Annotated in this window: 18 protein-coding genes; 13 read left to right on the forward strand and 5 right to left on the reverse strand. The window is 69.8% G+C overall.

The window, feature by feature from the left end:
• Positions 1 to 18 precede the first annotated feature (18 nt).
• The 9 genes from QTI33_RS06400 (at position 19) to bamA (ending at position 12668) form a co-directional block, all read left to right on the forward strand.
• Positions 19 to 786 (forward strand): class II aldolase/adducin family protein, encoded by a 768-nt coding sequence (locus QTI33_RS06400; RefSeq protein WP_286504942.1) that lies wholly within the window; start codon positions 19 to 21, stop codon positions 784 to 786.
• Positions 787 to 819: 33 nt separating this feature from the next.
• A complete protein-coding gene (locus tag QTI33_RS06405; protein ID WP_286504943.1) occupies positions 820 to 1920 on the forward strand; it encodes an ABC transporter ATP-binding protein in 1101 nt (366 codons plus the stop codon).
• Positions 1917 to 3620: an ABC transporter permease subunit gene (locus QTI33_RS06410; protein ID WP_286504944.1), complete on the forward strand. Its 1704-nt coding sequence runs from the start codon at positions 1917 to 1919 to the stop codon at positions 3618 to 3620. The genes QTI33_RS06405 and QTI33_RS06410 overlap by 4 nt, the downstream gene beginning before the upstream one ends.
• A 21-nt stretch (positions 3621 to 3641) precedes the next feature.
• The gene (locus QTI33_RS06415) at positions 3642 to 4748 is read left to right on the forward strand and encodes an ABC transporter substrate-binding protein (protein ID WP_286504945.1); all 1107 of its coding nucleotides are present in this window, start codon (positions 3642 to 3644) and stop codon (positions 4746 to 4748) included.
• 22 nt (positions 4749 to 4770) lie between these two features.
• On the forward strand, positions 4771 to 6729 hold the full coding sequence (locus QTI33_RS06420) for an oxidoreductase (protein ID WP_286504946.1): 1959 nt from the start codon (positions 4771 to 4773) through the stop codon (positions 6727 to 6729).
• Positions 6730 to 6795: 66 nt separating this feature from the next.
• Positions 6796 to 9312: an ABC transporter permease gene (locus QTI33_RS06425; protein ID WP_286504947.1), complete on the forward strand. Its 2517-nt coding sequence runs from the start codon at positions 6796 to 6798 to the stop codon at positions 9310 to 9312.
• Between the two features lie 89 nt (positions 9313 to 9401).
• Positions 9402 to 9842, forward strand: coding sequence for a hypothetical protein (locus QTI33_RS06430; RefSeq protein ID WP_286504948.1), 441 nt, complete (start codon positions 9402 to 9404; stop codon positions 9840 to 9842).
• Positions 9842 to 10135 (forward strand): hypothetical protein, encoded by a 294-nt coding sequence (locus QTI33_RS06435; protein WP_286504949.1) that lies wholly within the window; start codon positions 9842 to 9844, stop codon positions 10133 to 10135. The genes QTI33_RS06430 and QTI33_RS06435 overlap by 1 nt, the downstream gene beginning before the upstream one ends.
• Before the next feature lie 121 nt (positions 10136 to 10256).
• A complete protein-coding gene (gene bamA, locus QTI33_RS06440) occupies positions 10257 to 12668 on the forward strand; it encodes an outer membrane protein assembly factor BamA (protein ID WP_286504950.1) in 2412 nt (803 codons plus the stop codon).
• Between the two features lie 4 nt (positions 12669 to 12672).
• On the opposite strand, the gene QTI33_RS06445 is transcribed toward bamA, so the two are convergent.
• The gene (locus QTI33_RS06445) at positions 12673 to 13692 is read right to left on the reverse strand and encodes an isopenicillin N synthase family dioxygenase (RefSeq protein ID WP_286504951.1); all 1020 of its coding nucleotides are present in this window, start codon (positions 13690 to 13692) and stop codon (positions 12673 to 12675) included.
• 39 nt (positions 13693 to 13731) lie between these two features.
• Between QTI33_RS06445 and QTI33_RS06450 the strand changes: the two genes are divergently transcribed.
• On the forward strand, positions 13732 to 14151 hold the full coding sequence (locus QTI33_RS06450) for a group II truncated hemoglobin (RefSeq protein WP_286504952.1): 420 nt from the start codon (positions 13732 to 13734) through the stop codon (positions 14149 to 14151).
• 12 nt (positions 14152 to 14163) lie between these two features.
• Here QTI33_RS06450 and QTI33_RS06455 read toward each other — a convergent pair whose 3' ends face one another.
• From QTI33_RS06455 to radC, 4 genes are all read right to left on the reverse strand, one after another.
• A complete protein-coding gene (locus QTI33_RS06455; RefSeq protein ID WP_286504953.1) occupies positions 14164 to 14820 on the reverse strand; it encodes a Smr/MutS family protein in 657 nt (218 codons plus the stop codon).
• Positions 14821 to 14832: 12 nt separating this feature from the next.
• On the reverse strand, positions 14833 to 16671 hold the full coding sequence (locus QTI33_RS06460; protein WP_286504954.1) for a sensor histidine kinase: 1839 nt from the start codon (positions 16669 to 16671) through the stop codon (positions 14833 to 14835).
• 17 nt (positions 16672 to 16688) lie between these two features.
• Positions 16689 to 17366, reverse strand: coding sequence for a response regulator transcription factor (locus QTI33_RS06465; RefSeq protein ID WP_286504955.1), 678 nt, complete (start codon positions 17364 to 17366; stop codon positions 16689 to 16691).
• Positions 17367 to 17457: 91 nt separating this feature from the next.
• Positions 17458 to 18135, reverse strand: a complete 678-nt coding sequence (gene radC, locus QTI33_RS06470) for a RadC family protein (RefSeq protein WP_286504956.1) — start codon at positions 18133 to 18135, stop codon at positions 17458 to 17460.
• 64 nt (positions 18136 to 18199) lie between these two features.
• On the opposite strand from radC, the gene QTI33_RS06475 reads away from it, so the two are divergent.
• The 3 genes from QTI33_RS06475 to QTI33_RS06485 are packed head-to-tail and all read left to right on the forward strand — an operon-like array spanning position 18200 to position 20582.
• Entirely contained in the window at positions 18200 to 18658 is a 459-nt protein-coding gene (locus tag QTI33_RS06475) for an FKBP-type peptidyl-prolyl cis-trans isomerase (RefSeq protein WP_286504957.1), read from the forward strand.
• A complete protein-coding gene (ispH, locus tag QTI33_RS06480) occupies positions 18655 to 19620 on the forward strand; it encodes a 4-hydroxy-3-methylbut-2-enyl diphosphate reductase (RefSeq protein ID WP_286504958.1) in 966 nt (321 codons plus the stop codon). The genes QTI33_RS06475 and ispH overlap by 4 nt, the downstream gene beginning before the upstream one ends.
• Positions 19617 to 20582 (forward strand): threonine/serine dehydratase, encoded by a 966-nt coding sequence (locus tag QTI33_RS06485; RefSeq protein WP_286504959.1) that lies wholly within the window; start codon positions 19617 to 19619, stop codon positions 20580 to 20582. The genes ispH and QTI33_RS06485 overlap by 4 nt, the downstream gene beginning before the upstream one ends.
• Positions 20583 to 20584: the final 2 nt, after the last annotated feature.

A 20584-nucleotide genomic window follows, 5' to 3' on the forward strand; every position in this document is an offset into this window, starting at 1 on the left:
ATGGAACAGGGGAGAGGAATGACAACAAAGACAAGCATGGCGATCGGGCACTGCACCGAGGCCGAATGGCAGGCGCGCTGCGAACTGGCCGCCTTGTACCGCGTGGTCGCGCATTTCCGAATGACCGACCTGATCGACACGCACATCTCCGCGCGCGTTCCCGGCGCCGCGCCGCAGTTCCTGATCAATCGCTATGGCGTGCTGTTCCATGAGATGCGCGCCCGCGATCTGGTCAGGATCGACCTCGACGGCCGCCGGGTCGATGGGGGCGAGCCCGACGATGGCGTCAACGCCGCCGGGTTCACGATCCATTCGGCCATCCACGCCGCGCGCGAGGATGTCGCCTGCGTCATCCACACGCACACCGCCGCCGGCATCGCGGTGTCGGCCCAGCACGACGGCTTGCTGCCACTCAGCCAGCATGCGCTGAAGTTCTACGGAAGGCTCGGCTACCACGACTACGAAGGCATCGCCCTCGATCTCGACGAGCGCGAGCGCCTGGTCCGGGATCTGGGGCCGCACATGGCGATGATCCTGCGCAACCACGGCCTGCTGGCCGTGGGCCGGTCGATCGCGCAGGCCTTCGACCAGATCTATTTCCTCGAGCGCGCCTGCCAGGCGCAGGTGCAGGCAATGGCAGGCGGCGCGGCGCTGCGACTGCCCCCGGAACACATCCGGGCCAGGACCTGCCGCCAATACGACATCGCCAGTTCCGATGCGGTGGTGGACCTGGCCTGGAGATCCGTTCGTCGCCTGGTCGGCGACGCGTCCTCTTACTGCTGCTGAACGTGGCGTTCGGCGGACCCCCGGGGGAGACCCATGAATTCGAAAGACACGGCGCACGCGCTCCGCATCGACGCGGTGTCGAAGCGCTACGGCAATGTGGTGGCACTCCATGCAACCTCCATCGATGTGCCCCATGGCGAGTTCCTGACGATTCTCGGCCCCTCCGGGTCCGGCAAGTCGACCTTGCTGATGATGGTCGCGGGCTTCGAGCAGCCTTCATCGGGCGACATTCGCGTCGGCAGCCGGAGCATCGTCGACCTTCCGCCCGAGCGCCGGAACTTCGGCATGGTGTTCCAGGGCTACGCGCTCTTTCCGCACATGACCGTGGCGGAGAACATCCATTTTCCGTTGCGGGTGCGGGGCATCGGCGGCAGCACGGCGGTAGAACGCGTCAGGAACGCCATGGAAATGGTCCGCCTCGACCACCTGGCCGACCGACTTCCGAAGCAGCTGTCCGGCGGCCAGCAGCAGCGCGTGGCCCTGGCGCGTGCGCTGGTCTTCGAGCCGGACATCGTGCTCCTCGACGAGCCGCTCGGCGCGCTCGATCGCAAGCTGCGGGCCGAAGTCCAGATCGAACTGAAGGCCTTGCACGAGCGCCTGGGCGCCACCTTTCTCTTCGTCACCCACGACCAGGAAGAAGCGCTCTCGATGTCGGGGCGCATCGCCATCATGTGCGACGGCCGGCTGGTCCAGATCGGGCGGCCCGACGAACTCTATGAGCGGCCCGTCAATCGCTTCTGCGCCAGCTTTCTCGGAGACAGCAACTTCATCGAAGGCGCGGTCGTCGAGCGCGATGGGGAAGCCGTCGTCTACCAGGCCGGGCAGCGAAGGTTCCGACAGATCGCCGGCGCGGGCCAGTCGGGCGACCGGATCGTGCTGGCGCTGCGGCCCGAAAAGATCAGCCTCTGCGAGCGGGAGCCGGTGGACAAGGTGAACCGCCTGACCGGCGTGCTGGCGCACTTCAACTATTTCGGCTCCTATTTCCACTACACGCTGCGCACCGACGATCTCGGGACCGTCCTGGTGACCGCGCCGGCCTGGCAATCCCCGGTGGCACCCGAACTCGGCAAGCAGCTTCACATCACCTGGGACGAGGACGCGGCGCATCCCGTGCTGGAAGGCCCGTCGCCATGAACGGTGCAAGCGCAGTCTCGCCTGCCGGCCCGTCGGCGCGGCCGGCCAGGCTCCCGTGGGACCGATACTGGCTGCTGATCGCGCCGGTGGTCGCGATGCTGGTCGTCGTGTACCTGCTGCCGCTGCTCCATGTGCTGTGGATCAGCCTTTCCGAACCGGCTGTCGGCCTGCAGAACTACCGCGAAATCTTCACGACCCCCGCCGTCCTGAGGATCCTGGCCAGGACCTTGCGGATCTGCCTGTTCACCACGCTCCTGGCCGTGCTGATCGGCTACCTGATCGCCTATGCGTTGGTCCATGTCGGCCCGCGGCAGCGCCTCGCGATGATGTTCGGCGTGCTGCTGCCGTTCTGGATCTCCGTGCTGATCCGGGCCTTCGCATGGGTCTATGCCTTGGGGGATACGGGCCCCGTCAACAGCGCCCTGATGGCGCTGGGGGTCATCGGCGATCCCATCGCCATGGTGCGCAGCGAGGTCGGCGTCGTGATCGGCATGGTGCACTACATGGTCCCCTACGCCGTGCTGCCGATGTTCTCGAACCTCCAGGGCATCGATCCGGTGTTCGTGCGGGCCGCGCGAGGACTGGGGGCGGGCGGCTGGACCACGTTCTTTCGCGTCTATCTGCCCATGTCCCTGCCGGGGATCGCCGGCGCCGGCATCCTGGTCTTCATCTTCTCGCTCGGCTTCTTCGTCACGCCGGTGATCCTGGGCGGCGGCAGGACGGTGATGGTCTCGGAGTACATCAACATGGAGATGCTGACGCTCACCCACTGGGGCCTGGCGACGGCGCTCGCGGCCATCCTGCTGATGGCGGTGCTGTCGATCCTGGCGCTGGTGGCCCGGTCCTCGACGTCCGCCAGCTGTTCGGCGCCAAGTGAGGAACAGGCAATGAATGCTTCTTCGAAGTGGCAGTCCAGGCTGGTCGTCGGCGCGGCGTGGTGCTTCATCGCCTTGCTGGTCGTCCCCATCCTCGTGGCATTCCCGGTGTCGCTCACGCCGCACGAATACCTGTCGATGCCGCAGGACGAGGTCTCGCTGCGCCACTATCGGCAGATCTTCGAGGACGAGGAGTGGCGCGGCAGCATGGCCCAGAGTTTCGTCGTGGCGGTGGCTTCGTCCGCGATCGCGGTGGTGCTGGGGACGCTTTCGGCCATCGGCCTGTGGAAGATCTCGTCGCGTGCCAGCGAGGCCGTGAGGGTGTTCCTGCTGCTGCCGATGATCGTCCCGCCCATCGTCTCCGCCCTGGTGTTCTACAAGCTCTGGGCCGACCTGCGGCTGTTGGACAGCTATGTGGGCCTGGTCGTCGCCCATGCGATCCTGAACGTCCCCTACGTGGTGGTCACGGTGTCGGCGTCGCTGTCGACCCTGGGCCGGAAGATCGAGCTGGCTGCCAGGAATCTGGGCGCCAACACCTGGCAGACCCTGTGGCACGTCATTGTCCCGTCGATCCGCACCGGCATCGCATCGGGGGCCTTGTTCGCCTTCATCCTGTCATGGGACGAGCTGGTGGTGACGCTGTTCATTTCGGGTCGCGCCATCGTCACCCTGCCGCGCCGCATGTGGGACGGCATCCGGGACAACGTCAATCCGTCCATCGCCGCCGTCTCGAGCGTGTTCATCCTGCTGACTTGCGTGGCCATGCTCGTGCATGCCGTGCGGGCGGGCAGGAAGGCCCGCCGTCGAACTGGCACGGACATCTGAAAGACAAAAAGGGAGACTGAGATGAACGAGAAGTATCTGCTGGAGCTGATCGAACAGGCGAGGGTCCTGCGGCCCCGAACCCCGGCGGGGCGCCGCGAATTCATCCGTGCCTGCGCAGCGGCGGGCATCGCGCCGACCCTGCTGCTCGGCGCGGCCTCGAAGAGCCTGGCCGCCGCCAAGGAGATCGTCGTCGCCAACTGGGGCGGGGACTCCACCAAGGCGATGAAGGCGGCGTTCGGATCGCCCTATGCCAAGGCCACCGGCAGCGCCGTGGTGTTCGATGTCGGCCCGCTGGAGGGCAAGATCAAGGCAATGGTCGACAACCAGCGCACCGTGTGGGACGCCATGGCGATCGACGCCTTCAGCGCGATCAGCCTCGGCAAGCAGGGCTACCTGCGGGCTATAGACTACGCCATCGTGGGCCGGGACCAGTTGCCAGGCACCGCCAGCGAGTTCGGTGTCCCGGCCTACCTGGTCAGCCACGTCCTGACCTATGACGCCAGGCGATTCGGCAAGAACCCGCCGCGCGCCTGGAGCGACTTCTGGGATGTGGAGAAGTTTCCCGGCAAGCGAGCCCTGTGGAAATGGATGGGCGGCGCGCTCGAAGCCGCGTTGATGGCGGACGGCGTCGCGAAGGACCAGGTGTTTCCGATGGACGTGCCGCGCGCGTTGCGCAGGCTCGAGGCGCTCAAGTCCCATGTGATCCTGTGGGACTCCGGTGCCGAGAGCCAGCAGATGGTCCGCCAGCGCGAGGTGAGCATGGCCTCGATCTGGCATTCGCGTGCCACCTTGCTGCGCAAGGAGACGGCCGGCGCGATCGACTTCACCTGGCATGAAGGCGTTGCCGCGAATGACGCGTGGTCGGTCCCCAAAGGCAATCCTGCGGGCGACGACGTATGGCGCTTCCTGGCCTTCGTCCAGACGGTGGAACCGCAACTGGTGCTCCTGCGCCAGCTGGGGGTGGGGCCGACCACCCACCAGGCCACGACGGCGAGTCCCGAGGACATTCGCCAAAGCAATCCGGGAAGCCCGGAGAACATGGCCGTTCAATGCAAGGTGGACACCCGGTGGTGGGCAGACAACTACCAGGCCACGCTCCGACAGTACTCGGCGCTCTTCGCGGGCTAGAAGCAACGAGGTGCACGACCCCATGACCGGTCCTTCCTTCCCCCGTCTTTTTTCGCCGCTGAAGGTCCGCGGCCTCTCCATCAAGAACCGGATCCTGTCCACCGGGCACGACACGGTGCTGCCGATCGACAGCCGGGTCAGCGATGAACTGGTGGCCTATCACGCGGCGCGGGCCCGGGGTGGCGCGGGCCTGATCATCATGCAGGTCGCGGGCATTCACGAGACGGCGCGCTACACCGCCCGCAGCCTGATGGCCACCGACGACGACTGCATCGAAGGCTACCGGCGCGTCGCCCAGGCCTGTCATGCAGAAGGCTGCGCGGTGTTCGCGCAGCTCTTCCATCCGGGGCGGGAGGTCATGGAAACGGCGGATGGCTTGCAGGCCGTGGCGTACTCGTCGTCCGCCGTGCCGAACGAACGCTTCCGCGTCGTGCCGCGACCCTTGAGCCGCGCCATGATCCGCGACATCGTGGCCGGCTATGCGGCGGGTGCGCGGCGGGTTCTTGCGGCCGGGCTCGATGGCGTCGAGATCGTCGCCAGCCACGGCTATCTGCCCTCCCAATTCCTCAACCCGAGCGTCAATCACCGGGAGGACGAGTACGGGGGCAGCGACGAGAATCGGCTGCAGTTCCTGGCCCAGGTGCTCGATGCCGTGCGCGTCGCGACCAGCGATGACTTCGTGGTCGGTCTTCGCATCTCGGCGGGCGAACACGATGAAGACGGCCTCACGGAACAGGCCGCCCTGGCCGCCTGCGTCGCGCTCCAGGATCGGGTCGACTTCTTCGGCCTCACCTTCGGCACATCGGCTTCCCTGGGCGGCGCGGTCCACATCGTCCCGCCCATGACCATCCCGAATGCCTATCTAGCGCCGGCGGGCGCGCGATTCAAGGCGGCGCTCTCCAAGCCTGTGCTGCTGGCGGGCCGGATCAACCAGCCGCAGGAGGCGGAGGCCGTCCTCGGCGCCGGCCAGGCCGACATGTGCGGCATGACGCGGGCGCTGATCGCCGACCCCGAGATGCCGAACAAGGCGCGCCTGGGCAGGTCCGACGACATCCGCGCCTGCGTCGCCTGCAACCAGTCCTGCATCGGCCGGTTCCAGCGCGGCTTCCCCATCTCGTGCATCCAGCAGCCCGAGACCGGCCGTGAGCTCCGGTACGGAACCGTCCGCCGCAGTCCGAAGCCGAAACGCGTGATGGTGATCGGTGGCGGCCCTGCGGGCATGAAGGCTGCGGTCGTGGCCGCGCAGCGAGGCCACGCGGTGACGCTCTACGAGGCGGCACAGGCGCTCGGCGGGCAGGTCGGGCTGGCGCAACTGTTGCCGGGCCGCGCGGAGTTCGGCGGGGTGACAACCAACTTGCTGCGCGAACTCGCGCATTCGGGCGTGCGCGTGATCAAGGGCGTCCGGGTCGACCGGGAGCGGATCGCGAGGGAGTCGCCGGACGCGCTGGTCTTCGCCACCGGCGCCCGTCCGCGCACGCCGGAGCTCATTGGCAGCGGCGAGCTGCAAGTCGTCGATTGCTGGCAGGTCCTGCGCGCCCAGGTCGAGGTCGGTTCGTCGGTGCTGGTGGCGGATTGGCGCTCCGACTGGATCGGCTCGGGCGTGGCGACCTTGCTGGCTCGCAACGGCTGCAAGGTCAGGCTGGCCGTCAACGGCACCCATGCCGGCGAATCGCTGCCCTCCTACGTCCGCGACGACATCGTGGCCCAGCTGCACCGCCTGGGCGTCGACATCCTCTGCTACGCCCGGCTTTACGGCTACGAGGGGCGCTCCGTCTACATGCAGCACATCGCGAGCGATGCGCCGCTGGTGGTCGAGGAGGTCGACACCCTGGTGCTGAGCCAGGGACACCTGCCGGAGGACCGCCTGTTCCTCGAATCGGAAGGCATGGCCCCCGAGATCCACGCCATCGGCGATTGCCTTGCGCCCAGAACCGTGGAGGAAGCGATCTACGAGGGGCTCCAGGTCGCCTGGCGGCTGTGACGGCCGGCGGCCGGCGGCATCCCCGGCGGGACACCGGCGAATCCGTCATCGGCTATCGTCGGGCCCATGAATGCCTTTCTTCGCCTCGGCTGGCGCACGCTCTGGCGCGACCTGCGCGCCGGTGAACTCCGTCTCCTGATCGTCGCCGTGCTGCTGGCGGTGGCGGCGCTGACCGCGGTCGGCTTCTTCGCCGACCGGCTCAAGGGCGGGCTGCAGCGCGACGCGCGCCAGCTGCTCGGCGGCGACGCGGTGCTGGCGAGCGACAACCCTACGCCGCCGGCCTTCGTCGAGCGCGCGCGGGCCCTGGGGCTGCAGGGCGCCAGCACCTACGGCTTCCCGACCATGGCGCGCGCCAGCGAGGGGCAGGGCGGGGCGAGCAAGCTGGTGGCGCTGAAGGCGGTCGCAGCCGGCTATCCGCTGCGCGGCGCGGTGCAGGTCGCGGCCAACGCCGAAGGCCCGGGGCAGGCGACGCGCGAAGTGCCCGCGCCCGGCGAGGCCTGGGTCGACGGCCCGCTGCTCGACGCGCTGGCGCTCCAGGTAGGCGACACGCTGCTGCTCGGCGATGCCGGCCTGCGCATCGCCCGCGTGATCACGCTGGAGCCCGACCGCGGCGCCGGCTTCATGAGCTTCGCGCCGCGCGTGATGCTCAACCAGGCCGACATCGCCCGCACCGGGCTCGTGCAGCCGGCCAGCCGCGTCAGCTACCGCTTCGCGGTGGCGGGCGACACGGCCGCGGTCAAGCGCTTCAGCGACGAGGTCGATGCCTCGATCAAGAAGGGCGAACTGCGTGGCGCCCGCCTCGAATCTTTCGAGAGCGGCCGCCCCGAGATGCGCCAGACGCTCGACCGGGCCGAGAAATTCCTCAACCTGGTGGCGCTGCTGGCCGCGCTGCTGTCGGCCGTCGCCGTGGCGCTGGCGGCACGCGGCTTCGCGGCCAGCCATCTCGACGACTGCGCGATGCTGCGCGTGCTGGGCCAGAGCCAGCGCACCATCGCCGGCGCGTATGCCTTCGAGTTCGCCGTCATCGGGCTGATCGCCAGCGCGCTGGGGGTGGCCATCGGCTACGGCGTGCACTACGTCTTCGTGCTGTTGTTGGCCGGCCTGGTCGAGAGCGCGCTGCCGGCGCCCACGTTGTGGCCGGTCGCCTTCGGTCTCGGCGTCGGACTCACGCTGCTGTTCGCCTTCGGCCTGCCGCCGGTGCTGCAACTCTCCCGGGTCCCGCCGCTGCGCGTGATCCGGCGCGATGTCGGCGGCCTGAAGCCGGCCTCGATCGGCGTGCTGACCATCGGCGTGGCCGGCTTCGCGGCGCTGCTGGTCGCGGCCAGCAGCGATCTCAAGCTGGGCCTGATCGCGGTCGGCGGCTTTGCGGTGGCGGTGGCGGTGTTCGCGCTCCTGAGCTGGCTCGCCGTCCGGGTGCTGCGGCGCAGCGTCAACGAGACCACGGCGCCGCGCTGGCTGGTGCTGGCGACGCGCCAGATCTCGGCCCGGCCGGCCTACGCGGTGGTGCAGGTGAGCGCGCTGGCGGTCGGCCTGCTGGCGCTGATCCTGCTCGTGCTGCTGCGCACCGACCTGGTGTCGAGCTGGCGCAAGGCCACGCCGCCCGATGCGCCGAACCGCTTCGTGATCAACGTCATGCCCGACCAGAGCGACGCCTTCCAGCAGAGCCTGCGTGACGGCGGCGTGCGCAAGTTCGACTGGTACCCGATGATCCGCGGCCGCCTGGTGGCGATCAACGACCGGCCGGTCTCGCCGGACGACTACGCCGAGGACCGCGCCAAGCGGCTGGTCGACCGCGAGTTCAATCTCAGCAACAGCGCCGAGGCGCCGCCGCACAACCAGATCGTCGCCGGGGCCTGGAGGCCCGATGCCGCGGGCGAACTGAGCGTCGAGGAAGGGCTGGCCCAGACGCTGGGCCTGAAGCTCGGCGACACCCTGCGCTTCGACATCGGCGGCCAGCAGAACGAGGCCCGGATCACCTCGCTGCGCAAGGTCGACTGGGGCTCGATGCATGCCAATTTCTTCGTCATGTACACGGTCGCGGCGCTGGCCGACGTCCCCGTGACCTACATGGGCGCCTTCCGCGCGCCGGAGGTCAAGGGCTTCGACAACGCGCTGGTGCGCAGCTACCCGAACGTCACCAACGTCGACATGAGCGCCACCATCGGCCAGGTCCAGCGGGTGCTGGACCAGGTGATCCGGGCGGTCGAGTTCCTGTTCGGCTTCACGCTCGCGGCCGGGCTGGTGGTGCTGTTCGCGGCCGTCACCGCGACCCGCGAGGAACGCGCGCGCGAGTTCGCGGTGATGCGGGCGGTGGGCGCGCGGGCCAGCCTGCTGCGCCAGGTGCAGCGCGCGGAGCTGGCGGGGGTCGGGCTGCTGGCCGGCTTCCTGGCCAGCATCGTGGCCTCGGCGATCGGCTGGGCGCTGGCGCGCTTCGTGTTCGACTTCACCTGGACCGCGTCACCGCTGGTGCCGATCGCCGGCGCCCTGGCAGGCGCGGCGCTGGCCCTCGCGGCCGGCTGGTGGGGACTGCGCGAGGTGCTGCGGCGGCCGGTGGTGGCGACGCTGCGGCAGGCCGCGGAGTAGCGCCGGGCGCACCGCGCCGAGGGCCTGGCCCGACCGTTTTCCTCCTTGATTGGCTCGTAGATTCGGGCCATCAAGCAAGGAGTGAAAACATGGCGAACGCACATGGCGTCAGGATCGAAAACCTCAAGCAGGCCGTCATCGGCGTCATCGGCGAGCTGACGGCCACCCGGCCGCTGGACGAAGGCCATTCGCGGCCGATCGGCTTCGCGTCCGATTCGCCGGCCGCCGCCGCGCAGCGCCTGCGCGAGTTCGACCTCGACCAGCGCAGCCAGGCCGGCCTGCACCTCAGTCTCGCGGCGGCGGCCGCGGCGCTGGAGGTCGCCGCCGCCCTCATGAACGATCCCGCCGACCTCGACGCCGAGCACCGCGAGCGCGCGCTGCGGCGCTGCGCCATGGGCGCGGCGCTGACCGGGGAGGTCGCCTCGCGGGCGGTGAGCGTGCTGGCGGACGATCGGCATGCCGATCGCTACCAGCTTTCTCCGAATTTACCGAGCACATTCACCACTCGATCTCATTGTTTGGACGATTGATGCTCAATTTGTTGCCGATACACAACTTCTCTCTGCCAACCCGTCGCTTCTTCGCCGGCATGCTCACGGTGCTGCTCGGCTTCGTGCTGAGCGCGTGCGGGCCGCGCGACGACGCCCGCGCGCTGGCGGCGGAGTGCTTGCGCAGCGCTTCCACGCTGGCACCGATCATGGGCGGCCCGGTCGGCGTGCCCTGCGCCGCCGCGCCCGCAGGCCTGGCCTCCGAAGCGCCCGTCGCGCGCACCGCCATCGCATGGGCAAGGCCCGACCGGGCCCTCGTCGCTTCGGCGCGCTGACGGCGCGCCGACGCCCCGCCGCGCGCGGGGTCCAGGCACCACCGCTCCCCGACTCGCCGTAGTCGGTCCTCTCCCTTCACTGCCGATCCGCCCCGGCCTTCGCGCCGCGGGTGCCCCCTCCATGACTGTTCCCTTCGTGGGCTCGCGCGTGCGCGGCCTGATCGTCCTTGCGGCCGCGGCGTCGTCGTTCACGACCGCCTGGGCCGTCGATGCCTTCACGGTGCGCGACATCCGTGTCGAAGGCTTGCAGCGCGTCGAGCCCGGCACGATCTTCGCGTCGCTGCCGGTGCGCGTCGGCGAGACCTACGACGACGAGCGCGGCGCGGCGTCGATCCGGGCGCTGTTCGACCTCGGCCTGTTCAAGGACGTCCGCATCGACGTCAACGGCAACGTGCTGGTGGTCATCGTCGAGGAGCGGCCGACCATCGCCGAGGTCGAATTCAGCGGCGTCAAGGAGTTCGACAAGGACGTGCTCCTGAAGGCCCTGCGCGAGATCGGGGTGGCCGAGGGGCGGGCCTACGACAAGGCGCTGGCCGACCGCGCCGAGCAGGAGCTGAAGCGCCAGTACATCACGCGCAACCTCTACAACGCGCAGATCGTCACCACGGTCACGCCGACCGAGCGCAACCGCGCCAACCTGAGCTTCACGGTGACCGAGGGGGAGCCGGCCCGGATCCGGGAACTGCACGTGATCGGGCACGAGGCCTTCGACGAGTCGACCCTGCTGAGCCTGTTCAACCAGGACGACGGCGGCTGGCTCGCCTGGTACACCAAGTCCAACCAGTACGCGCGCGCCAAGCTCAATGCCGACATCGAGTCGCTGCGCTCCTTCTATCTCACGCGCGGCTACCTGGAGTTCCGGATCGACTCGACCCAGGTCGCCATCTCGCCCGACCGCCAGGACCTCTCGATCTCGATCCACATCAGCGAAGGCGAGAAATTCGCGGTGGCCGCGGTCAAGCTCGAGGGCGACTACCTCGGGCGCGAGGAGGAGTTCAAGTCGCTGGTGACCGTGCGGCCCGGCGTGCCCTACAACGGCGAGATGGTGAGCCAGACCACCAAGGCCTTCACCGACTACTTCAGCACCTTCGGCTACGCCTTCGCGCGGGTCAACGCGCGCCCCGAGATCGACCGCGCCCACAACCGCGTCACGATGGTCCTGCAGGCGGAGCCGGGGCGCCGGGTCTACGTGCGGCGGGTCAGCATCGGCGGCAACAACCGCACCCGCGATGAAGTGATCCGGCGCGAATTCCGCCAGTACGAGGCCTCCTGGTACGACGGCGACAAGATCAAGCTGTCGCGCGACCGGGTCGACCGGCTCGGCTACTTCACCGACGTCAGCGTCGACACCCAGGAGGTGCCCGGCACCACCGACCAGGTCGACCTCACCGTCGAGGTCAAGGAGAAGCCGACCGGCAGCCTGCAACTGGGCGCGGGCTATTCGACCACCGGGCTGTCGGTGAACTTCGGCATCACGCAGGAGAACGTGTTCGGCTCCGGCAACTACCTCGGACTGCAGGTGAGCGGGGGCGCCTACAACCAGTCGATCTCGCTGGCGGCGACCGATCCGTACTTCACGACGGGCGGCATCTCGCGCACCGTGAGCCTGTTCCATACGGTGACCCGCCCGTACTACGAGGCCGACGGCAACTACAAGCTGGCCAGCACCGGCGCCTCGCTCAAGTTCGGCGTGCCCTTCAGCGAGCTGGACACGGTCTACTTCGGCCTCGGGCTGGAGGGCTACCAGTTCACGCCGGGCGCCAACGGCACCTACACCCTGGTCGACGGCTCGTACGTGTACACCGCGACCCCCCAGGCCTACCTCGACTACTTCCAGTGCACGGGCACGGTGCCGAGCGTGGTCTGCGCGCAGAGCAGCCTGCTGGGCGTGCCCTTGACGGTCGGCTGGTCGCGCGACGACCGCGACAGCACCCTGGTGCCCAGCCGCGGGCGCTTCCAGACCGCCAGCCTGGAGCTGGGCACTAGCTCCGATCTGCGCTACCTGCGGAGCCAGTACCAGTTCCAGCAGTACGTCCCGCTGAGCAAGCAGTACACGCTGGCCTTGAACGCCGAGCTCGGCTATGCGCGGGCGCTCGACGGCAGCAGCTTCCCGATCTTCAAGAACTTCTATGCCGGTGGCCTCGGCTCGATCCGCGGCTTCGAGACCAACTCGCTGGGCCCGCGCGACGCCGTCACGGAAGGGGCGCTGGGCGGTACCCGCAAGGCCGTGGTCAACGCCGAATTCAGCACGCCGTTCCCGGGGGCGGGCAACGACCGCACCCTGCGGCTCTACGGCTTCGTCGACGCCGGCAACGTCTTCGCCGACCGCAGCGCCGCCCTGACCGATGCCCAGTGGAAGGCGCAGAACGGCATCCGCGCCTCGGCCGGCCTGGGCATCAGCTGGATCTCGCCGCTGGGTCCGCTGCGGCTGGCCTATGCGCTGCCGCTCAGGTACCAGCAACTGGACGAAGCCAACGGCATCGCGGCCGACCGCCTGCAGCGCATCCAGTTCCAGATCGGGAGCTCGTTCTGACCCCTCACAGCACCTCGTCGCGCAACTGCGGGAACACCTTCGACACCTTCGCCAACAGGTAGTCGCCGTAGCGCCCGCTAAAGGCGTGGACGTTGGCGCGGTCCCAGCGCTCGGCGCTGTCGTCTGCTGCGGCGCTGTCCAGTCCTTCGATGCGCCGCACCCGGGCCTCGAAATTCGGATCGAAGAACAGCGGGAAGGACAGCCGGTCGCGGCCCGAGGTGTTGCGCGTGACGCGGTGCGGGGTCGACTTGTAGCGCCCGCCGGTCATGCGGTCGAGCATGTCGCCGATGTTGCAGACGAAGGACTGCGCGACCGGGGGCGCCTCGATCCAGCCGCCGGGCGTGCGCACCTGCAGTCCGCCCACGTCGTCCTGGCGCAGCACCGTGAGCAGGCCGTAGTCCGTGTGTTCGCCCACGCCCCAGTGCACGTCCATGCCCTCGGGCACCGGCTGCGTCGGGTAGTTGAAGATCCGGAACAGGATCAGGGGATCGGCGGTGTAGCGCTCGGCGAAATAGGCGGCCGGCAGGCCCAGGCTCAGCGCGATGCCTTCCATCAGGCGGTGGCCGAGCCGCGTGACGGCCTCGATGTAGGCCAGCACGGTGGAGCGGAAGCCGTCGAGGTCGGGGAACAGGTTGGGTCCGTGCACCGGCGTGCCGGCGCGCACCAGCGGATGGTCCGCGGACAGCTCGGTGCCGAGATAGAGGCCTTCCTTCCAGTCGGGCCGGCCGGACGTGAGTTCGCCGCCGAGCGGAAAGTAGCCGCGCCAGGCCCGGCCGCCGAGGGCCATGCGCCAGCGCATCTTGGTCGGCTCGTCCAGTGCGAAGAAACGGCGGCTCAGGTCTTCGAGGCGCTGCACCAGCGCCGGGTCGACGCCGTGGCCGGTGACGTAGAAGAAGCCGTGGGCCCGGCAGGCGGCGCCGATCTGCGCCGCCACCGCTTCGCGCCCGGCAGCGCCGGCGACCAGGGCCGAGACGTTGATCACGGGCAAGCTTTCGCCGGGGGAGGAGGGGGATGAATCGGCCATGGCTGCGATGGTGCCTCAAGTCTTGGGACAATGGCGCCCATGCAGATTCAGGACAAACCGCCTTTCGACACCCCTTACGAATGGATCGGCGGCGAAGCCGCGGTCCACGCGCTGGTCGAGCGCTTCTACGATTTGATGGACCTCGAGCCGGCCTACGCGCAGCTGCGCGCGGTGCATGGTCCCTCGCTCGACAATGCGCGCCAGCGCCTGTTCTGGTTCCTCTGCGGCTGGCTCGGCGGGCCGCAGCACTACACCGACCGCTTCGGCCATCCGATGCTGCGCGCGCGCCACCTGCCGCAGAGCATCGGCGGCCACAGCATCGGGATCCGCGAGCGCGACGAGTGGCTGGCCTGCATGGACCAGGCGATGGGCGAGACCGGGGTGCCGGAGGATTTGCGCGAGCGGCTGCGCGGGTCGTTCTTCCAGACCGCGGACTGGATGCGGAACAAGGGCGGCTGAGCCGCCACGCCCTCAGCGCCGCGACGGCGCCAGCAGCACCACCAGCGCCCCGCCGCCGCCCTCGGCCGGCTTGGCCTGCACGAAGGCCAGGGTCTCGTTCTTCTGGATCAGCCAGCGCTGGACCTTGGCCTTCAGCACCGGCTGCTTGCCCGGCGAGCCATGGCCCTTGCCGTGCACCACGCGCACGCAGCGCACCCCCTGTTTCCAGGCTTCGCGGATGAAGGCGCCGAGCGCTTCGCGGGCCTCGTCGCTGCGCATGCCGTGGAGGTCGAGCTGGCGCTGGATCGACCATTCGCCGGCCCGCAGCTTGCGCGTGACTTCGGTAGGGATGCCGGGCCGGCGGAAGCTCATGGCGTCGTCGGCGTCGAGCAGGGTGCTGACGTCGAATTCGTCGGACAGCGATTCGCGCAGCACGCGCTGGTCGTCGAGCTGCTGCTGCACCGGGATCGGCGCCGGCGGTTCGGGGGCGAGGGGCACCGAGGCCTTGCTGCGCAGCGGCTGGGTGGCGCCGATCGCGCGCGCGAACAGGTCCTGGTCGGCCAGGCGCTTCTGCTTCGCCGCGGCCTGCGCGGCCGCCTCGGCGGCCTCTTGCGCGCGCCGCTCGGCGAGGGAGCGCTGCACCTGCTTGAGGTCGGCCAGGCTCTTGATGTGGTTGGATTTGGCGGGCATGGCGAAAGGGGTTCAGGCGGCCGGGACGCTCGCCTCGATCGGGCAATGCAGCGCGAGCAGGGTGCCCGAGGTGCCCGAACAGATGTCGAGTGTGCCGCCAAGCCGCGCCGCGCGCAGCCGCATGTTCTGCAAACCCATGCCGCCCGACGGCTGCGACCCGGCGTCGCCGGCAAAGCCGTTGCCATTGTCGTGGATCGACAGCCGCAGCTGCGACCCCACGGCCTCGATGGTCACGTCCACCTGCGTGGCGCCGCTGTGCTTGAGCACGTTGGCCAGCGCCTCCTGCAGCACGCGCAGGAAATCCAGGTCGCGCTTGCCGCCGAGCCGGCAGCCCTGCAGGCGCAGCAGTTGCCAGCGGCACGCGATGCCGGCGGCCTCCAGCAGGCGGGTGCAGCGGTGGCGCAGCGGCACCAGCCGGTCGGCCAGTTCGTCGGTGTCGTCGAAGGCCGAGCTTTCGATGATCAGGCGCAGGTCGTCGTTGACTTCCTTGAGCGCCCACAGCGCGGCGCCGTGGTCGCCGGCGCCCCGGTTGCCCAGCGTGTGGATGTGGCTGCTCAGTGTCATGCCGAGGCCGTCGTGCAGGTCGCGCACCAGGCTCAGCCGCTCGGTCAGCCGGGTCTGCACCAGCTCGGCCTCGTGCTGCCGGCCCAGGCCCTCCGCCAGCCGCTGGGTGGCCGCGTCGACCCGCTGCTGCAGCTCGGCGTTGAAATGCTCCACCAGCCGCATGCCCTTGACCATCCGCCAGGTCAGCGCGAACGAGATGCCGAGCAGCGTCGCGCTCGAAGACAGGGTGACGTAGTAGCGCGTGCCGGGCAGCCATTCGAGAAAGATCAGCGTGTCGTGGGCGCCGGCCGCCACCGGCAGCATCAGGCAGGCCGCCAGCACCGCGACCTCGAGCCGGCGGGCGACCCAGGCATGCCTGACGATGATCGCGCAGCTCGCGAAGTAGCAGAGCAGGACGGCCAGCACCGTGATGTCGCGGGCCGGCTCGAGCAGGCGCGAGGGCACGGCGATCAATGCCGCCAGCGCGGCGGCACCGACCAGCAGCGTCGCCCGCCGCAGCCGGGGCCGCGCCAGGTCGCAGAAGTGCAGCGCGAACATGAAGAAGCAGACGATGCTGGCGACCAGCGCCAGGTGGTTGGCGCGCTGGAAGGCCTCGGTGCTCGCGAAGGGCCAGGGCCCGAGCGCGACGTAGTTCAGCGAGTAGAGCACCCACAGCAGCGAGAACAGGCTGAACCAGCCGTAGGAGCGCTCGCTGCCGCGCAGCAGCCACAGCATGCCGTACAGCACGCCCATGACCAGGGTCAGCCCGATGCCCAGCAGCGGCAGGGTGCGGCGCATCAGCAGCGATTCGCGGTAGGCCGGCCGCAACAACTCGGGCGCGCCGAGGCTCACCGGCCCCACGCCGGCTTGGAAGATCGCGATGCCCGAGACGCGGATCAGCAGCTCGTTGGCGCCCGGACGCAGCAGCGGTGCGTCGAGCACCCAGTAACGCGGCAGGTTCCAGCTGCGCGAGAGCGGCTCGACCAGGCTGGCATCGCCGCCGATCAGGCTGCCGTTGAGGGAGAAGGTCGCCGCCATGTTGGCGTACTCGACCAGCAGGCCCAGCGGCGGCGACGCGGCAGCGCCGGACCAGCGCAGCCGGTACCAGACCACGCCGTCGTAGCCGGGCCAGCGCGTCGCCCAGGCGTCCGGCAGGCTGACCGGCGTCCAGCCATCGACAGGCGGCGTGGCGGCCTGCCCGTCGGACCGGGCGGCCTCGATGCTGTCGAAGCCGGGGCCGGCCTTCGGGGGCGCCGCGCCCTGGGCGGCGCTGGCGAACAGCAGGCCGGCGAGCAGCCAGCCGAACATCCATCCCGCCGCCCGGATCAGGGCAGCCAGCCCTTCGCCCGCGCGCTGTACACCGCGCCGGCGCGCGAGTGCACCGCGAGCTTGCGGTAGATGTTCTTGGCGTGGCATTCGACGGTGTTGATGGACAGTGAGAGGCTCTGGGCGATCTCGCGGTTGCTGTGGCCTTGCGCCACCAGTTGCAGCACCTGCGTCTCCCGGGCGCTCAGCGCGGCGGGCGCCGGGGTCGCCGGGGCCGCGCCGATGTTAGCAAGGGCGCCCGGAGCGGGCTGCGGCGCCGCCATCAGCTGCAGGATGCGGCGCGCGATCACCGGATCGATCGGCGCGCCGCCGCGCTGCATGCTGCCCAGCGACAGCTCGAGCTCGACGTCGCTGCCGTTCTTCAGCAGGTAGCCGACGGCGCCGCCGCGGATCGCCTGCAGCACCGTCGCGTCGTCGCCCAGGCTCGAGACCACCACCGCGTCGACCGTGGGCGCATGGGCCTGCATCCAGGGCAGCAGCTCGAGGCCGTTGCCGTCGGGCAGGCCGACGTCGAGCAGCGCCAGGTCGAAGCGGCCGGCTGCCAGCTGCTCGCGCGCCTCGGCCAGCGAACCGGCCATCGCGCAGCGGGCCTGCGGCGCGGCTTGCGCGGTCACCCGTTCGAGGCGCTCGCGCACCGACGGGTCGTCATCGACGATCAATATGTCTTCCACGGCCACCTTTGCATCCAAGGGGGCGGCATTGTCGGCCGCACCCGATTCGGTTACGTATGGTTTCTATTCTGATCTATAACTATAAGGAACGAATTTTTCAGAGCAGGCCGCTCTCGGCCATGGACAAGGTGCTGCCGCGGGCCACGATCACGTGGTCGAGCACGCGCACGTCGACCAGCGCCAGTGCGGCCTTCAAGGTCTGGGTGAGCGACTGGTCGGCGCGCGAAGCCTCCACCGAGCCGCTCGGGTGGTTGTGGGCCAGCACCACGGCGGCGGCGTGGTGGTGCAGGGCGCGCGTGACCACCTCCCGCGGATAGACGCTGGTCTGGGTCAGGGTGCCGCGAAACAGTTCTTCCATGGCGATCAGGCGGTGTTGGGCATCGAGGAACAGGGCGGCGAACACTTCATGCGGCCGGGCGGCCAGGTGCAGCTGCAGGTACTGCTTGACGGCCCCGGGCGAATCGAAGACGGCGCGCTCCTTCAGCCGCTCGGCCATCGCGCGGCGCGCGAGTTCGAGCACGGCCGCCAGTTCGGCCCGCTTGGCGGTGCCGCCCAGGCCCTTGACCTGCTTCAGGTCGTCGAGCCCGGCATGGAGCAGGCCGGCCAGGCCGCCGAAGCGATCGAGCAGCTCCTGCGACAGCTGCAGCACGTTTTTTCCGCGCAGGCCGGTGCGCAGCAGCAGCGCCAGCAGTTCGGCATCGGCCAGCGCGCCGGCACCGAGCGCGATCAGTCGCTCGCGCGGCCGCGCGCCATCCGGCAGGTCCTTGAAAGACATGGTGCCTACGGGGTTCCGACCCCACTCCCTAAAATAGGGGCCCAGTCTATAGGGACCCCTCACCTTGTCTTCGATTTCCACCGCCGCCGTCGTCACGCCCGGTTCCTTCCTCACGCTGCACTACCGGCTGTCCGGTCCTGCGGGCGACATCATCAACACCTTCGACGACAAGCCGGCCACGCTGTCGCTCGGCACCGGCGAGCTGTCGCCGGCGGTCGAGCAGCGCCTGATCGGCCTGGCGGAAGGGGCGCACGCCACCTTCGAGCTGCCGGCGGGCGAGGCCTTCGGCGAGCGCAACGCCGACATGCAGCAGTGGGTCGCGCGCACCCTGCTGACCCGCATCGGCGACCCCGACGAGCCCTACGCCATCGGCGACGTGATCCAGTTCCCGACGCCCGACGGCACCGGCAGCTATGCGGGCGCGGTGATCGAGTCGAACGCGACCGCGGTGCGCTTCGATTTCAACCATCCACTCGCAGGGCAGCCCGTGACCTTCGAGGTGAAGCTGATCGGCGTGCTGTGAGCGGCATCGAAGAAGTCATCCTGGCCGAGCCGCGCGGTTTCTGCGCCGGCGTCGACCGCGCGATCGAGATCGTCGAGCGCGCCATCGCCAAGTTCGGCGCCCCGATCTACGTGCGCCACGAGATCGTGCACAACACCTACGTGGTCAACGAGCTCAAGGCCAAGGGCGCGGTCTTCATCGAGGACCTGGCCGACGTGCCGCCCGGCGCCACGCTGGTGTTCAGCGCCCACGGCGTCAGCAAGGCGGTGCAGGCCGAGGCGCGCGCGCGCGGCTTCGAGATCTTCGACGCCACCTGTCCGCTGGTGACCAAGGTCCACGTCGAAGTGGCCAAGCTGGCCAAGGAAGGCTACGAGTTCATCATGATCGGCCACAAGGGCCACCCCGAGGTCGAGGGCACGATGGGGCAGCTGTCGAGCGGCATCCACCTGGTCGAGGACGTGGCGGACGTGGCGCGGGTGGCGCCGGCACAGACCGCGAAGCTCGCGGTCGTGACGCAGACCACGCTGTCGGTCGACGACGCGGCCGAGATCTCGGCGGCCGTGCGGGCGCGCTTTCCGAGCGTGCGAGAGCCCAAGCAGCAGGACATCTGCTATGCCACGCAGAACCGGCAGGACGCCGTGAAGATGCTGAGCCCGCAGGTCGACCTGGTGATCGTGGTCGGCAGCCCGACCAGTTCCAACAGCAACCGGCTGCGCGAACTCTCGCAGCGTCTCGGCACCGAGAGCTACATGGTCGATTCGGCGGCCGAGCTGCGGCCCGAGTGGTTCGAGGGCAAGAGCCGCATCGGCCTCACGGCGGGTGCCTCGGCCCCCGAGATCCTGGTGCGCGAGGTGATCGACCGCATCAAGGCCCTGGGCGCGGTGTCGGTGCGCAAGATGGACGGCATCCAGGAGACCCTCAAGTTCCCGCTGCCCAAGGGGCTCAAGCTCGACGACATCCCGCCGCCGGGGCACATCTCGTGAGCGGCGACCTGCAGCACGACTGGCGCGGCGACGTCGAGGCCGCCGCGCGCCGGATCGGCGAGCGCGCGCCGCACTTCCTGCGCGAGACACCCCTGTGGAAGCTCCCCGGCCAGGCCCTGGGCCTGGCCACGCCGGGCGTCGAGGTCTGGCTCAAGCTGGAGCACCTGCAGGCCAGCGGCAGCTTCAAGGCGCGCGGCATGATGAACCGGCTGCTGGCCAACGAGATCCCGGCCAGTGGCGCGATCGTGGCCTCCGGCGGCAACGCCGGCATCGCGACGGCCGCGGCGGCCCAGGCGCTGGGCGTGCCCTGCGAGGTGTTCCTGCCCGAGGTGTCGCCCGAGGCCAAGCGGGCCCGGCTGCGGTCGCTCGGCGCCAAGGTGGTGGTCGGCGGCGCCGCCTATTCCGATGCGCTCGCTGCCTGCCTCGAGCGGCAGCGCGAGACCGGCGCCCTGCTCACGCACGCCTACGACCAGCCCGAGGTGGTGGCCGGCGCGGGCACGCTCGGCCGCGAGATCGAGCAGCAGGGCGGCCTGCCCGACGCGGTGCTGGTGAGCGTCGGCGGCGGCGGCCTGATCGGCGGCCTGGCGGCGTGGTTCGAGCAACGCAGCCGCGTGGTGGCGCTCGAACCCGAGCGCGCGCCGACGCTGTGGCGCGCGCGCGAGGCCGGCGAGCCGGTCGATGTCGAGGTCGGCGGCATCGCGGCCGACTCGCTGGGCGCGAAGCGCATCGGCGGCATCGCCTGGGCGCTCACGCAGCGCCATGTCGGCGATGCGCTGCTGCTGCCCGACGAGGCCATCCGCGCCGCCCAGTCGTGGCTGTGGAAAGAGCTGAAGCTGGCGGTCGAGCCCGCGGCGGCGCTGCCGCTGGCGGCGCTGCAGACCGGCGCCTACGCGCCGCGCGAGGGCGAGAAGGTCTGCCTGATCGTCTGCGGCGCCAACGTCGATCCGGCCATGCTGGGCTGATC

The organism is Variovorax davisae (genome assembly GCF_030316845.1).
Lineage (GTDB): Bacteria > Pseudomonadota > Gammaproteobacteria > Burkholderiales > Burkholderiaceae_C > Variovorax > Variovorax davisae.

Bases quoted from the DNA above. Each gene is read 5' to 3' on its own strand.
- QTI33_RS06445 (WP_286504951.1), bottom strand. From the start codon at position 13,692: ATGGCCGATTCATCCCCCTCCTCCCCCGGCGAAAGCTTGCCCGTGATC.
- QTI33_RS06460 (WP_286504954.1), bottom strand. From the start codon at position 16,671: ATGTTCGGCTGGCTGCTCGCCGGCCTGCTGTTCGCCAGCGCCGCCCAG.
- QTI33_RS06430 (WP_286504948.1), top strand. From the start codon at position 9,402: ATGGCGAACGCACATGGCGTCAGGATCGAAAACCTCAAGCAGGCCGTC.
- QTI33_RS06425 (WP_286504947.1), top strand. From the start codon at position 6,796: ATGAATGCCTTTCTTCGCCTCGGCTGGCGCACGCTCTGGCGCGACCTG.
- bamA (WP_286504950.1), top strand. From the start codon at position 10,257: ATGACTGTTCCCTTCGTGGGCTCGCGCGTGCGCGGCCTGATCGTCCTT.
- QTI33_RS06420 (WP_286504946.1), top strand. From the start codon at position 4,771: ATGACCGGTCCTTCCTTCCCCCGTCTTTTTTCGCCGCTGAAGGTCCGC.
- QTI33_RS06400 (WP_286504942.1), top strand. From the start codon at position 19: ATGACAACAAAGACAAGCATGGCGATCGGGCACTGCACCGAGGCCGAA.
- QTI33_RS06410 (WP_286504944.1), top strand. From the start codon at position 1,917: ATGAACGGTGCAAGCGCAGTCTCGCCTGCCGGCCCGTCGGCGCGGCCG.
- QTI33_RS06405 (WP_286504943.1), top strand. From the start codon at position 820: ATGAATTCGAAAGACACGGCGCACGCGCTCCGCATCGACGCGGTGTCG.
- QTI33_RS06415 (WP_286504945.1), top strand. From the start codon at position 3,642: ATGAACGAGAAGTATCTGCTGGAGCTGATCGAACAGGCGAGGGTCCTG.
- radC (WP_286504956.1), bottom strand. From the start codon at position 18,135: ATGTCTTTCAAGGACCTGCCGGATGGCGCGCGGCCGCGCGAGCGACTG.
- QTI33_RS06450 (WP_286504952.1), top strand. From the start codon at position 13,732: ATGCAGATTCAGGACAAACCGCCTTTCGACACCCCTTACGAATGGATC.
- QTI33_RS06435 (WP_286504949.1), top strand. From the start codon at position 9,842: ATGCTCAATTTGTTGCCGATACACAACTTCTCTCTGCCAACCCGTCGC.
- QTI33_RS06455 (WP_286504953.1), bottom strand. From the start codon at position 14,820: ATGCCCGCCAAATCCAACCACATCAAGAGCCTGGCCGACCTCAAGCAG.